Annotated in this window: 11 protein-coding genes and 1 pseudogene; all 12 read right to left on the bottom strand. The window is 35.5% G+C overall.

The genetic code is table 11. From position 1 onward, the window contains the following. Nucleotides 1-23: 23 nt before the first annotated feature. Nucleotides 24-941 (bottom strand): carbohydrate ABC transporter permease, encoded by a 918-nt coding sequence (locus tag V7138_RS07465; RefSeq protein WP_335395585.1) that lies wholly within the window; start codon nucleotides 939-941, stop codon nucleotides 24-26. Nucleotides 942-1,005: 64 nt separating this feature from the next. Continuing rightward, entirely contained in the window at nucleotides 1,006-2,316 is a 1,311-nt protein-coding gene (locus tag V7138_RS07470; RefSeq protein ID WP_335395587.1) for an ABC transporter substrate-binding protein, read from the bottom strand. Between the two features lie 19 nt (nucleotides 2,317-2,335). Next, nucleotides 2,336-3,079, bottom strand: a complete 744-nt coding sequence (locus V7138_RS07475; RefSeq protein WP_335395589.1) for an SIS domain-containing protein — start codon at nucleotides 3,077-3,079, stop codon at nucleotides 2,336-2,338. After that, entirely contained in the window at nucleotides 3,063-4,055 is a 993-nt protein-coding gene (locus tag V7138_RS07480; RefSeq protein WP_335395591.1) for a BadF/BadG/BcrA/BcrD ATPase family protein, read from the bottom strand. The genes V7138_RS07475 and V7138_RS07480 overlap by 17 nt, the downstream gene beginning before the upstream one ends. Nucleotides 4,056-4,088: 33 nt before the next feature. Beyond that, nucleotides 4,089-4,760: an N-acetylmannosamine-6-phosphate 2-epimerase gene (locus tag V7138_RS07485; protein ID WP_335395593.1), complete on the bottom strand. Its 672-nt coding sequence runs from the start codon at nucleotides 4,758-4,760 to the stop codon at nucleotides 4,089-4,091. Between the two features lie 20 nt (nucleotides 4,761-4,780). After that, nucleotides 4,781-5,665, bottom strand: a complete 885-nt coding sequence (locus tag V7138_RS07490) for a MurR/RpiR family transcriptional regulator (RefSeq protein ID WP_335395596.1) — start codon at nucleotides 5,663-5,665, stop codon at nucleotides 4,781-4,783. A 1,166-nt stretch (nucleotides 5,666-6,831) separates the two neighbouring features. Further along, nucleotides 6,832-7,975: pseudogene (locus tag V7138_RS07495) on the bottom strand (IS3 family transposase). A 300-nt stretch (nucleotides 7,976-8,275) separates the two neighbouring features. Further along, nucleotides 8,276-9,487, bottom strand: a complete 1,212-nt coding sequence (locus V7138_RS07500) for an acetyl-CoA C-acyltransferase (protein WP_335395599.1) — start codon at nucleotides 9,485-9,487, stop codon at nucleotides 8,276-8,278. Further along, nucleotides 9,465-10,361, bottom strand: coding sequence for a 3-hydroxyacyl-CoA dehydrogenase (locus V7138_RS07505; RefSeq protein WP_335395600.1), 897 nt, complete (start codon nucleotides 10,359-10,361; stop codon nucleotides 9,465-9,467). Before V7138_RS07505 ends, V7138_RS07500 begins: the two co-directional genes overlap by 23 nt. 137 nt (nucleotides 10,362-10,498) lie before the next feature. Next, entirely contained in the window at nucleotides 10,499-11,980 is a 1,482-nt protein-coding gene (locus tag V7138_RS07510; protein WP_335395603.1) for an NAD-dependent succinate-semialdehyde dehydrogenase, read from the bottom strand. Nucleotides 11,981-12,300: 320 nt separating this feature from the next. After that, a complete protein-coding gene (paaD, locus tag V7138_RS07515) occupies nucleotides 12,301-12,789 on the bottom strand; it encodes a 1,2-phenylacetyl-CoA epoxidase subunit PaaD (RefSeq protein ID WP_335395604.1) in 489 nt (162 codons plus the stop codon). 19 nt (nucleotides 12,790-12,808) lie between these two features. After that, entirely contained in the window at nucleotides 12,809-13,591 is a 783-nt protein-coding gene (locus V7138_RS07520) for a Phenylacetic acid catabolic protein (protein WP_335395606.1), read from the bottom strand. Nucleotides 13,592-13,619 lie beyond the last annotated feature (28 nt).

The following is a 13,619-nucleotide window of genomic DNA, read 5'->3' on the forward strand; positions in this document are numbered from 1 at the left end:
ATACAATATGCAACCCCCCTTTTTTACTCTTTTTGCGAAATTTTTAATTGAATTATTGATAGAGTAAAGAGCATGATCCCGAAGATGATTGAGAATGCACTAGCCATTCCAAAATCAGAGTTAGCAAACGCCTCTCTATATATTCGAAGTGCAGGAACCTCTGTTGTGAAACCAGGACCTCCCATTGTCATGGAATACACTTGGTTAAAGATACCTAATGCCCCTAAAATTGTAAGAATATTAACGAGTGTATATACACGTTTTAAGGATGGTATGGTTATATAGATTAACTTATGAAAACGGTTGGCTCCATCGATTTCTGCAGCTTCATAGATATCTTTTGAGATACCTTGCAATCCAGCCAAGAATAAAATAAATGAACCTCCTATTCCTTGCCACATAGATGTAACTGCAACTGCATATAAAGCGGTATCTGTCGAACCAATCCAGATATGTGTCCATTCTTCCAAACCAATATTCTCCAAAAATGTATTTAGTATCCCTTTTGGTTCATAAATCCACTTCCAAACATAACCTACAACAATACCTGAAAGTATTGGTGGAATATAATAAATTACTCGGTAAATCTTACTTCCCCTAATCCCGGAATTAACGGCTATTGATAGAAGTAAAGCAATCGTATTCATAAAAATCAATGACAACAATGCAAATATAGCTCCATTACCTACAGCATGCCACCAATTGCTATCTGTTATGGCTTCAATATAGTTCTGGAAACCTATGTAATCTAAATTGATATTAACCCCGTTCGCATCAGAAAAACTATATTGCAACGTTCGAATAATTGGGAAGAGAGAAAACGTAAGAAATAGCATGATTGCGGGCAAAACATATAATAGATTTAAATACTGCTCATAGCTTTTTTTTCGAGATCTTTTCTTCACTCCCGTTGACTTTTCTACCATTTGGTTTGGAATCATATGCACCCCTCCAGAAAACGGGTTTGTGTAAACTACAAACCCGTAATCTTTATTTACTACCTCCTTACTCTCCTTTTTTTATCTCTGTTGCTAAATCCTCTAACACTTCTTCTGGTGTTGCTTCACCAATTACAATAAGTTGAATCCCTTTTTGTAAAACAGTGGCAGCATTTGGATTTTTATAAACACCTGGAGATTCAAAAACGTGCTCCATTCCTAATGAGAAATTACGTAAAGCAGATGACATCCCATCATCTGATTGAGCAACTTCTAGATTTGCAGGTAAGTTAAAGCTTTCTTTTGCATAAGTTTCTTGTTGTTCTTTCGCTACTAAATACTTCACAAATTCTATTGTTTCTTCTTTGTGTTTTGTATTATTACTTACTACAAGTGGAACACCTATTCCTCCGGTAATCTTGATATCATATTGTGCATCTGATGGTACAGGAGGCATGAAAACATCATAATTTTTAAATTCTGGGTTCATTTGATTAAATACACCAATTCCCCATGAACCATCAAAAATCATCGCCACTTCACCATTTACAAACATTTGTTCAGCTGCTGGTAAATCCATTGTGGCTATACCCTCCGCAAATGCATCATGTTCATACAATTCTTCAAACAACTCTAACACTTTTATATAATCGGATCCTATTACTGGTTCTTCTCCTTGTTTGATTTTAAATAATTTGTCTTGACCTAGAAAAGCTAACTCATAGGGATTCAAAATAGGGTCAATTACCCATGACCCCATACCGGTTGCAAATGGAGTAATGCTAGCTGCATTGAGTTTATCGATAGCATCAATAAATTCATCCCATGTTTTAGGAGCTTCTGTAATTCCCGCTTTAGCAAATAAATCTGTATTGTAGATAAATTGCATATTATTTGCATCCATCGGAATGGCATAAGTTCCATAATTAGTTACCTCAAAAGGATTTCCCTCTTGAAAACTAAATGTTTTAACCAATGTTTCTGGGAAGTTTCCTAGCACATCCTCCATTTCTTTGCTCAACTCAAGTACACTATTGGTTTCAACTAACTGAGCTAGGTCTCCAGCTCCACCGGAATAAGTCATTAAATCTGGTAATGAATCTGTTTGGGCGGCTGCAATAATTTTTTGCTTAAATCCATCACCACCGAAAAGTTGAACATCAACTTTTGTTCCAGTTTCTGCTTCAAAGTCTTCAGCAAATCCTTTTAATAGATCATGACGGTCATTAAGATAATGCCAGAATACAATTTCTGCACTCTCATCTTTACTTTTATTATCCTTATTTGTTTCCTCCGAACTGCAACCAGCAACGAACAATAACAGGAATGTAAAACTAATAATCATTTTTCCCCATAAATGATCTTGCTTACCAAACATATTTAAACCCCCCATATTTTTAATAAGTTATATTTCTTTTTTCGTATTTCTTTATAATATTTTTGTTATGTTCATCCCCACCATCTACATTTGCACTTATAAAGACCGGAGGGGCTTGATTACTTTCTAGAAATAGATTTATTATTTCTACTGTAAGGGATTGTGCAATTAAAGTTCCAACAACAGTAGAGGCAGAACCGGTTTTAAACTCATACTTAGGAATTTCTAAGAGTACATCCCCATATGGACAGTGATTATCAATAACAATATCTGCTACTTCATATAACTTCTTCCCGCTATGGTGTCGACTTGTTGTGTTTTTTGAATGTTTTAGGGAAGTTACAGCAATGACTGGAATACCTCTATTCTTACATTCCAATGCTAATTCAACTGAAGATCCATTTCTACCAGAATTCGAAACAATGAGGAAAGCATCTTCTGGGTGTACATCATGAATCTCTAATAATCGATTTGCTGTTTTAGGACTCCGCTCCAATTCGACTAAATTAATAGAGTCGTTATCTCTTGCTGCAATATCTTCAAGACCAACAAGTTTCATCGGGGCTAATCCTCCAGCCCTTCCACACATTTCCATTCCAAATGATCTAGAATGTCCTGCTCCGAAAACATGAATAATTCCATCTTCTAATAACCTTTCAGCTAATAATTTTGAAGCTCGTCGGATATTATCCATTTCTTTTTCCTTAACTTCTTGGCAAATGTTTAATATAGAACTGTAAATATTTTCAGCGTTTAGACTCATATTTGATATCCTCTCCTTTAGAATTAATAGCATCAAATTTAATATCCATATTTAAAACCTCCCCTGCTAAAATGATTGTACCTATTATTGGTGGATACTTTGGTAAACAGATTTGAGCAGAATTTCTATATTCCTCAACTTTCTCTTTTAAACTAGTTAACACCCATGCTTGAGAATTAAAGACACCACCGGTAGGATATATTTTTAAAACCTCTCCATATAATCCGTCATCTTCCAGTTGTTTTATAATTGAAATGATTAATTCACCAAGCTCTGAACCCGCAGCCTTTAATATATTTTGTGATGCAATATCCCCTTCATTCGCTAATCTCTCTACTAGTAGTGACAAGTTTGAGATATCACTTCGATCTATGAAATGACCGTGGATTTTCTTTTTGATTCCCCAATAGGAATCCTCCCTAAAAATATGAAGGATTTCATCTGTTAATTTGGTAGGAATGCCTCGATATTCAATATGTTTGATAGCTGCTTTAATGGCTTTTAACCCTATCCAATATGCACTACCTTCATCTCCCAAAATATGACCGTACCCACCAGCAACATACTCTTTAGTATCATTAAAGCAATAAGCAATGCTTCCACCACCTGCAATCACAAGAATGCCATCATTTTTACCAGAAGAGGCACCTGCCAAATTGGCTTTGACATCACCCTCAATGATAATATTTTCAACATTTATACATTCAAGAATCCAGCTGGATACTAGACTTTCATGTTCTTTATGAATACCGCTAATACTCACAAAAGCAATCTTGATTAAATCAATGCGTGTAGTCATTTGACTTAATAGCTCTTTAATCGATTGCTGAATACCCTGCTTTGATTTAAACTGTCCTTTATCGGTTAGCATGTGATCAATAGAAGGACCTTTTGCAAATTGAAAAGTTCCATCTTCATGATTATAAAGACAGGATTTTGTAGAAGTTTGACCAGCATCGATACCAAGTATGAACATACTTTCACCCCTTAGCTGTATAAGATTTAAATGCTATATGGCACGAACAAAGCGATTCGTAATTTCCCAAGGGGCAGTAATAGATGTTCCAATTACAACACTGTGAGCTCTTCTAACATTAATAGCTTCATTAACTTCCTCTGGTTTTGAAAATCTTCCTTCTCCAATAACGGGTATTTTTACCTTTTTCACGATACTTTCTAACAAGTCTAAATCTGGCCCGTCCGTCTTTTTTGAATATGGTGTATATCCCGCCATGGTCGTTGCAACAATATCGACTCCACTAGCTTCTGCCCTAATAGCTTCATCTAGATCTGAGATATCAGCCATCACAGGCATTCTTAATTCTGTTTTGATTTTATAAATGAATTGCTGCAGTTCTTCGATGTCAGGCCTTGCCTCTATAGAAGCGTCTATTGCTATAATGTCAGATCCTGCATCTGCTATCTTTTGAGCACTTTCAAAATCAGGAGTGATGACTGTTTTACCTCTTTTATCTGGTAATTTATAAATACCTATTATCGGTAGTGGCACATTTTTCTTAATTTCTTGAATGTCATCTACCCCATTGGCTCTAATTCCACCGGCACCTCCAATGTATGCGCTTTCAGCCATGGCGCGAATTAGTCGTGGATCACCATAAAATGGAGTTCCAGGCCAAGCTTGGCATGAAACAATTAACTTCTTTTTCAATAATTCAATCATGTTACATACTCCTTTCTTTTTTAATACAATTTATCTAAAATGGATTCAGTCGTTTTCCATAAGCTCTTCTTAGAAGCTGGTGACTGATTATTTAGCTTCATCGTTAGAATGACAGTGAGAAGTTCAATTACGTATAGAATAGATGTTTTACTTTTAAAACTTTCCACCTCTTTGAAGTTCGTTAACTTTCTATTCACACAAACCAAAGCGATATCAGATACTTCTGTAATAGGTGATTTTCCATGACCCGTAATACATATCGTTTTAGCCCCTGTTTGCTGTACTGAATCAAGAATTTTTACAATATCTCTTGTACTTCCTTGCTGGGATATACCAATCGCGATATCATTTTGATTTAAATGAGCTGCGGAGATTGATTGCAAATGACTATCCATTTGGGCATCGACTGTTAGTCCAAGCCCCATTAACTTAATTTTTAACAATAATGCCATTGGTCCTGATTCTCCTACACCAAAAATGGCTATCTTATTAGCTGTTGCAATCATGTCAACCGCTTGTTTTATTGAGGGTTCATCAAGACTTAAAGAAGCATCACGAACACTTTTCGAACAAATATGCGCAAATTTTTGCGAAAAACTTAAATCCTCCTCATTTTCTTGTGTGGATTCCTGTCGCTCTAAATCTTGGGCTAATCGAATCTTTAAATCTTGGAACCCTCTTAATCCAATGGAACGACAAAATCTTGTTACCGTTGATTGTGCGATCTGCAATTCTTCCGAAATTAATGTGACGGTATTATAAATAATTTTTTCAGGCGAATGTAATATAAGATCTGCAATTCTTTTCTCCGTCAGACTTAATCCTCCATAGTTACTTTGAATAAGTGTTTGGACTGATAAACCATCTGAATCGGTTTTGTCCTGTATATTTTTAGTATCTTTCATATTGATTCATCCTATCTCTTTATTTATTTTAAATTATAACTCTATTCAGATAATTTGAGCAAGAAATTTTTTTCGAAAAAACTACTTTTCAAGAAATTTTTTTCGATTCAATAAATAGTTCTCACTATACCAAATAATTTAAGCGTACTTATGTAGTATAAGTATCTTAGTTTAAGCTTCATAATAAAGGTAAGAATATTATTTTTTTAAGGCCAGTAAGTAAAGGCACAGTAGAAAATTTGTGTCTAAATTCATTACTATGATCATTACCTCTAATTATTGGTGTACATAGTTAAATAAGGAGAAAAAAGGCCTTTCCTTCTTATTTACTTATGTTTTGTAAAATAGTAATATAAATCTAATACATTCAATAAAAGTAATTTTAGATACTATCTGTAGTGCTTTTTAAATATAATGAGTAAGTTAAAATTATAGAAGCTTATAAAACCTCTTTTAACTGTTTGCCTCTAATCTAATAAATTTCTATAAGTATTTTAATTACTTATTTTTTTGTAGAAATTGTTTAAAACTATTCCCCAATAGACATAATAAAAAGAGTTATGTTTAGATAAACATAACTCCCTATGACACACCTATTAATTCCCTATCCCGCTCTAATAATTATAGGAAGTGAAAAATAAGTCGATTCTTGTCGAAATCTAATAGATATTATGTAAACTAGTTTCAAACTGCATCCGAACAATAACAAATGACTTAACTTCCTATAGTAATGGATATTGTGGAGTTGGCTCCCCCTAACTTGACGATAATGTGCTGGAGCGTCCGGATAACTTCCGGTACCGTTCTGATAACTCCTAGGGTCGGGATTAAATGACAAGGTGCGTCCAAATAATTTCATTTTTTGGAGGTCAATTCCTATGGATTTGCAACAAGCCTTTTACTGCATTAAATTTTTCTTCTAATGTAAATTTAACCATATAAAAAACCGCACCTCTGGATCTACGTCAAAATTTTGGACACAAGAAAGTTAATATTATAAATAGTGACTGCCCCTCGAAAAATAAGTTGGGCCATGGCGCTTGACATGGAGCCTCCGCGGGCATGATCTTCCCGCCGAGAAACCAGATGGCACACCATCGGCTTCGCCAGCCAAGGCTATCATGCCGACCCTCCATGTAAAGCGGTGCACAAGCGACATCTTGAGACTACGCCGAGAGCCTGATATTGTTTTCAATCTCTTGTGGGGTTTTATAGCCGAGGCTGCCATGAATCCTTTTGCGGTTATACCAGCCTTCAATGTATTGAAATAACGCTATTCTCGCAGTTTCAAAATCTATATATTGAACATGGTTAACTTCTTCTTTTTTTAGGATCGCATGAAAAGATTCAATACAAGCGTTGTCATAAGGACTACCCTTATAACTAAAGGAATGTGTCTTGTGATAAGATTGTATCTTTTTAGCAAAATCTTCGCTTGTATACTGTGAACCCAAATCTGAATGAAAGATAACATCATCACCTGGTTTTTGTGTGATATAGGCATTTTTTAAAGCCTTTTCTATCAAATCTGTTGTCTTTGAACGTGAAAAAGAATACCCGATAACCTTTTTGGAATGCAAATCTAATACAGATGCTAAATAGCACCATCCATCTTTAAGCGTATGAATATACGTAATGTCGCCAACCCACTTTTCATTGATAGTAGTAGTAGAAAAATCTCTTTTTTTAAGACATTTTCACGCTCTACTACGTTTCCTTTACTTGGGGTAGGACGAAACTTCTTAACTGTTATCGAACGGATACCAGCGACTGACATTAATCGTTGAACACGTTTAATACTAGCTATATAGCCCATATTGCCAAGTCGATCCTGGATTTTCGGTGCTCCATATCGTCCTTTGTTTTCCTTATGAATTTCCTTGATTTTTTCGGTTAATTCTCGATTTTCACGATCACGATTTGATTCCGTTTTGCTTAACGATTGATAGTAAGAACTTTTAGGCATACCAAGTGTTTCACACATTTTCTTAACAGAGTAGTCCATTTTATGTTCTTCAATAAATTCTGTAAGTTCAGCGTCACTTACTTTCTCGCGAATATGGCCATAGCATTTTTTAAGATTTCAAGCTCATGTTTAAGACGGAGGTTTTCCTTTTGAATATCATCAATTTCTTTAGGAGTAATCTCCTTACCCTGGGGTCCTTCAATAGGGGTAAAGCTCTTAATCCATTTATAAATAGTTACTTACGATACGCAAAATTCGCTACTTAAATCTTTCACTGAACTGCCAGAGTGATATAGGTCAACTACTGTTTTTTTGAAATCATCATTATAATTTCTTTGTTTCATCGGACACATCCTCCTTAGTTACTGATTGTAACTACTTAACTAAGCTGTGTCCATGGAACTATACTAACATCACCTCCAATTGTTAGTCTTTGTCTCTAACAATTAGGGTGCAGTTTAATAGGTAGACTTTTTTTAAAATGTCTGCTCTATAGGGTACATTGTAATAAGACCCAAGCCTTTTTAAATACATATAATATTTCACGAATACCCTCTTGATAACGATATGGCAATGTATATTAGCTTAATATCTCATTTCAATTCTCTTATTATTCTTTTATATAAAACTAACAATTTGAAACGTCAAATTATCGTCTGTTTATTTTCAACAATTACAGCTATTCCCTGACCAACTCCAACACACATAGTAGCAAGTCCGTATTTCACTTTCCTTCTCTTCATTTCATGTAGTAGAGTGGTTAGTATTCGTGCCCCACTTGCGCCTAGAGGATGACCCAGTGCGATTGCTCCCCCGTTAACGTTTACAATTCCTTGATCTAATTCTAATTGACGAATGCATTCCAATGATTGTGACGCAAAGGCTTCATTTAATTCAATTAATCCTATTTGTTCCTTAGATAGACCACTGCGTATCATAGCTTTTCTTGTAGCATAAATCGGCCCGAGCCCCATTATTGAGGGCTCTAACCCTGCCGTTGCACCTACAACATATCGAGCCATGGGTTTTACCCCTAATTGCTCTGCCTTTTCCGCACTCATTAACAATAGAGCTGATGCTCCATCATTTACTCCAGATGCATTTCCAGCAGTTACAGTCCCACCTGAAAAAATAGGCTTTAATTTAGAAAGTTTTTCGAATGTTATTTCAGGACGTGGATGCTCATCATTTTCTACAATTATTTCATTCTCTTTCTCGTCACGAATACTGACAGGTACAATTTCATCAACAAACCGATTCTCTTCGATTGCTTTCTTTGCCTTTAATTGGCTTTGTAATGCAAATTGATCTTGTGCTTCCCTTGTAACATTAAAACGTTCCGCAACATTTTCAGCGGTTTTGGGCATTGATTCTGCTCCGTACACTTCTTCTAGTTTCTTATTTATAAATCTCCAACCAATGGTTGTATCGTTAAGTTGCATGGAACCTCTAGGAAATTCTTTATCAGGCTTAGCCATTACATATGGAGAACGGGTCATACTTTCGGTTCCACCTGCTATAAAAATATCCCCATCCCCTAAAGCAATTGCTCTAGCTGCGTAAATCACAGCATCCATACCTGAGCCACACAACCGATTAAGAGTTGTACCACCTACCTCAACAGGGAGATCTGCTAGTAGGGATGACATTCTTGCAACATTACGATTATCTTCTCCAGCTTGGTTTGCATTTCCTAATACAACTTCTTCAATTTCTGTAAGTGGAACACTAGGATTCCTTTCAATAAGAGCCTTAATTACAATGGCACCTAAATCGTCTGGGCGAACAGTTTTTAACGTACCTTTGTACCGTCCTATGGGTGTTCGAACTGCATCAACTATAACTACTTCTTTCATTAATTATAATTCCCTCCTTGCTTGTAGAGTTATAATCATAAACACCTTTGCCAGATTTCCTCCCTAGTCTACCAGCGCTGACATATTGCTCTAATAATGGGGCTGGCCTATATTTTTCACCTAGTTTTTCATGTAAGTATCTTAAATTATTTAATCGGGTATCAAGACCGACTAAGTCTGCAAGTTCAAATGGGCCCATAGGAAAATTAAGCCCCAGTTTTATAGCTTTGTCTATTTCTTCAGGTTTTCCTACTCCCTCTTGCAGCATGTAGAATGCTTCATTTCCGACGAGTGCACTAATTCTACTTGTCACAAATCCAGGAAACTCATTAATAACTACTACCTCCTTTCCCATTTTTTTCGAAACTTCCTTAATTACTTCTGTTGTTTCAACACTGGTTTCTAAACCTCTAATAATTTCTACAAGTGGCATTTTATGTACTGGATTAAAAAAATGCATCGCAATTGTTTTTTCTGGCCTCCTACCATAAGAGGCAATTAATGTAGGACTCATTGTTGATGTATTTGTAGCAAAGTAACAATGTGCTGGTGCATATTCTTCCATTTGTTTAAAAACAGACTCTTTAATTTCATGTTTTTCCGTCACAGCTTCGATAATTAAATCAGATTCTCTTGCTACCTCAGCCAAATTTGTAGAAAAAGAAAGTCTATTTTTTGCTAAAATTGACTCTGATTCTAATAATTTTCCAAGCTCAATCCCCCTTTCAAAAATTATTTCTATTTCTTCTTTTGCACTGTCTAATGCCACTGGCTTTACATCTACCACTGTAGTATTAAAGCCTGCAACAGCAGATATATAAGCAATCCCTCTTCCCATTATTCCTGAACCCACTATTAATATATTTTTTATCATCTATTGTCCCCACCTTAAATTTTTAACTAGCTTTAATTCCGGTGATCTAACATAATGTAAAACTACTATCTATACAAAAAAAGAATGTGCCTTATACATGAGGTTAAAATAGTCAACGTTGTCAACTTCTAGTTCTATTATAATTGTATAGCAACGGTCACACTTTCAAGGAAATCATTGATTCCTTCTTGACCTCCTTCTCTACCCCAACCGCTATTTTTTACACCGCCGAAAGGAGATTCGATATAAGCAGAAACAGCACCGTTAACTCCAACATTTCCAACTTCTAGCTTTTCTGAAATACGTAATACACGTGTAATATCCTGAGAATAAACAAAAGCCATTAAACCATAGGGGGTAGCTGTTGCGCGTTTTATTACTTCTACCTCGTCCTTGAACGTCAAAAATGTTCCTACAGGGCCAAATGTTTCCTCATTACAAATATCCATTTCCTCATTTGCATTCCATATTAACGTAGGGCGATAATAATAACCGTCAGATAAGTCTACATCATTTACAACATCCCCGCACACATAGGTTTTGGCCCCTTTCTTTATAGCATCACTAACTAATCTATCTACTTTCTCAACAGCACGCTGGTTGATTAATGGACCAACAGTTGACTCTTCATGGTGACTAGGGCCTACTTTAAGTTTATTGATTTTTTGCATAAAGCGATCAAAAAATTCAGCAGCAATTGATTCATGTACATAAATTCTGTTTGGTGAACCACAGATTTGCCCAGCATTTCGAAATTTAGCATAAAGTAGCGAGTCTAAGATTTTTTCTTGGTCTATATCTGGAAATATGATGCATGGAGAGTTACCACCTAATTCCATTTGTGTTTGCTTCAAATTGCTTGCTGCTTTAGCCGCGAGATGCCTACCTACGTTTGTTGAACCGGTAAAAGTAATTTTCCGGACGGCAGGATGTTCACAAAAGACATTTCCAATTTCTTCAGCATTCCCAGTAATAATATTTATAACACCATCTGGAAAACCCGCTGTTTTAACTAACTGGGCTAATATTATCGCAGATAGAGGTGTATCCGGTGCAGGTTTAGCTACATACGTACAACCTGCAGCTACTGAAGCAGCTAATTTTCTTGCTATTATTCCAAAAGGGAAATTAAATGGGCAAATAGAAGCTACGACTCCAACTGGTTGTTTTATTACAAAAATCCGCTTATCACTGTCTGCTGGAGGAATAACCGTACCATAAATACGTTTAGCTTCTTCTGTATACCAACTTATATAAGCAATTGCTGACCTAACTTCTCCAATAGCCTCCTGTAAGGTTTTTCCGCTTTCAGCCGATAATAAAGAAGCGATAGGTAGCAACTCTTTCCGTAACAGATTTGCTAGTCTAAACAAATATTTAGATCGTTCTCTTCCGCTCTTAACCGACCAAAGTGGAAATGCTTTAGATGCGGAATCAACAGCTAGTTCAGCCTCAACTTTTCCACCTTGTGGTACATAACCTATTACATTTTTTGTTGATGGATCGTATACTGGATCCCATTCATTAGATTCGGCTGTTATCCACTTACCATTTACAAACATATTTAAACGGTTATCTTGGCCGATTAATTCTTCCCATGGAAATTTCTGTTTTATCATCATTTATCCTCCCAACCAGAAGCTCGAATTGTCAAAACTTTATATAGAATAGGTATTGAATCCTATAAACCACGGTTTTAAAATAAAAAATTGTCACCCCTTAATTTAGGATAATTGTGAGATTATCAGACGACTCCAAAAACCCTAAAGAAAGGATGTGACAAGCGATTACCTCACTTATTACTTTATTTATAAGAATTTAGGTAATTAGAATCCTACAGACTTGTTAAAAAAACGTTTTAAAAACTTCAAGTCTATAATCCTGCCAAACAATCGGAAAGTAGAAAAACAGATTTTTATAAAATATTTTAAGAAAATGGTTATTGTAAATCGTTTGGTTTTTTTAGGTGTTTCATTTTTTCAAAAGGATTTTTACATGTATTGCAATAATAAATTTCTCGACAGAGTGTTGTTCCAAAAAACGTCTCTTGAACTGCATGAACAGAATTACAATATGGACAGTTCACCTGATTGTTCAAAGCAACAGCGATTCCATATTCTTGAAGTTTTTCAACCCCTTTTTTACTTATCAGCTCGGCACCCCAATCACCATTAAAGTCCCACTCTACATGCACATTTATATTTGTATGTTCCTTCTCTATCGTTTTTTTAACCAAATCCTCAATATACTCTAATGCGGGACAACCTGAAAAGGTAGGTATGAGCCTAATTTGAATGGTTTTACTTGAAACCATAACATCTTTAACAATTCCTAGGTCCATAATACTAATCGGCAATTCCGGGTCATCTATTGTTTCTAATAACTCATTAACTTGTTTTTTTCTAACTTCGACAGATAATAACTCCATCATATTCCACTCCTTTCTATTAACTCCAAACCATATCAGGGCTTTCCCTGTATACTGTGGTTAACTCATCGTACAATAGAGAAAAACCTTCAGAGTGATTACCGTTACGTCCGCCTTTTTGTACTAATTTAGCCATCATTTGTTCTTCAGAATATGGAATGTCTACATTAAGTAGTGACAAGATCTTGTTTATTTTTTGTAATGACTGTGATAAAAGATCTTCCGGCTTCGAAGGCACATCCAAATATTTATCTGATATTTCTTTGTACAATGTACCTGAGAAAAAGTCAGAAATAAGGGGATATATTTCATCGACGGTTTCTTGTATCTTCATTCTTCCTTTTTCATCTTTTGAAATAATAAGTGCCCACTCTGTCCAATGCTCGAGGTGTATAGATTCTTCTCTCTCCATTATGTTCGAAATATTCAGAATTATCTGCAGTGAGAGCTTTTTGCTAAACTTAAATCTTTCATTATCGACTACCTCATAAAATAATTGTTTGATTATTAATTTTACCCAATCATATTCATACCAGTATTCAGCTAGATGGGAAACACGCAACTTCTCGGGTGACCGCTCATACATCAACTTATCCATCTCTTTTTCTGATTTTGATTCTGTAATTGTACGAAGCAGCATGCGGCAGTGACCCATTTCATCCTGAGAAATTGAGCCAATAGCGATATTTTCCTCTAAATCAGGACCATAATCGTATACCTTTTTAGCCATTAAATGTCCTACCCAAAATTCATCTTCAGCCCATTCGAGTAAAAATTGTTTAATAAGAGGGTTTATATTCATCACTTTTTCCTCCTTTTTTTAATATGTG

Source organism: Bacillus sp. JJ1533 (genome assembly GCF_036965045.1).
Lineage (GTDB): Bacteria > Bacillota > Bacilli > Bacillales > Bacillaceae_L > Ferdinandcohnia.

Coding starts and splice junctions, on each gene's coding strand:
- V7138_RS07470 (WP_335395587.1), bottom strand. CDS start 2,316: ATGTTTGGTAAGCAAGATCATTTATGGGGAAAAATGATTATTAGTTTT.
- V7138_RS07475 (WP_335395589.1), bottom strand. CDS start 3,079: ATGAGTCTAAACGCTGAAAATATTTACAGTTCTATATTAAACATTTGC.
- V7138_RS07510 (WP_335395603.1), bottom strand. CDS start 11,980: ATGATAAAACAGAAATTTCCATGGGAAGAATTAATCGGCCAAGATAAC.
- V7138_RS07505 (WP_335395600.1), bottom strand. CDS start 10,361: ATGATAAAAAATATATTAATAGTGGGTTCAGGAATAATGGGAAGAGGG.
- paaD (WP_335395604.1), bottom strand. CDS start 12,789: ATGGAGTTATTATCTGTCGAAGTTAGAAAAAAACAAGTTAATGAGTTA.
- V7138_RS07480 (WP_335395591.1), bottom strand. CDS start 4,055: ATGTTCATACTTGGTATCGATGCTGGTCAAACTTCTACAAAATCCTGT.
- V7138_RS07465 (WP_335395585.1), bottom strand. CDS start 941: ATGATTCCAAACCAAATGGTAGAAAAGTCAACGGGAGTGAAGAAAAGA.
- V7138_RS07490 (WP_335395596.1), bottom strand. CDS start 5,665: ATGAAAGATACTAAAAATATACAGGACAAAACCGATTCAGATGGTTTA.
- V7138_RS07485 (WP_335395593.1), bottom strand. CDS start 4,760: ATGATTGAATTATTGAAAAAGAAGTTAATTGTTTCATGCCAAGCTTGG.
- V7138_RS07520 (WP_335395606.1), bottom strand. CDS start 13,591: ATGAATATAAACCCTCTTATTAAACAATTTTTACTCGAATGGGCTGAA.
- V7138_RS07500 (WP_335395599.1), bottom strand. CDS start 9,487: ATGAAAGAAGTAGTTATAGTTGATGCAGTTCGAACACCCATAGGACGG.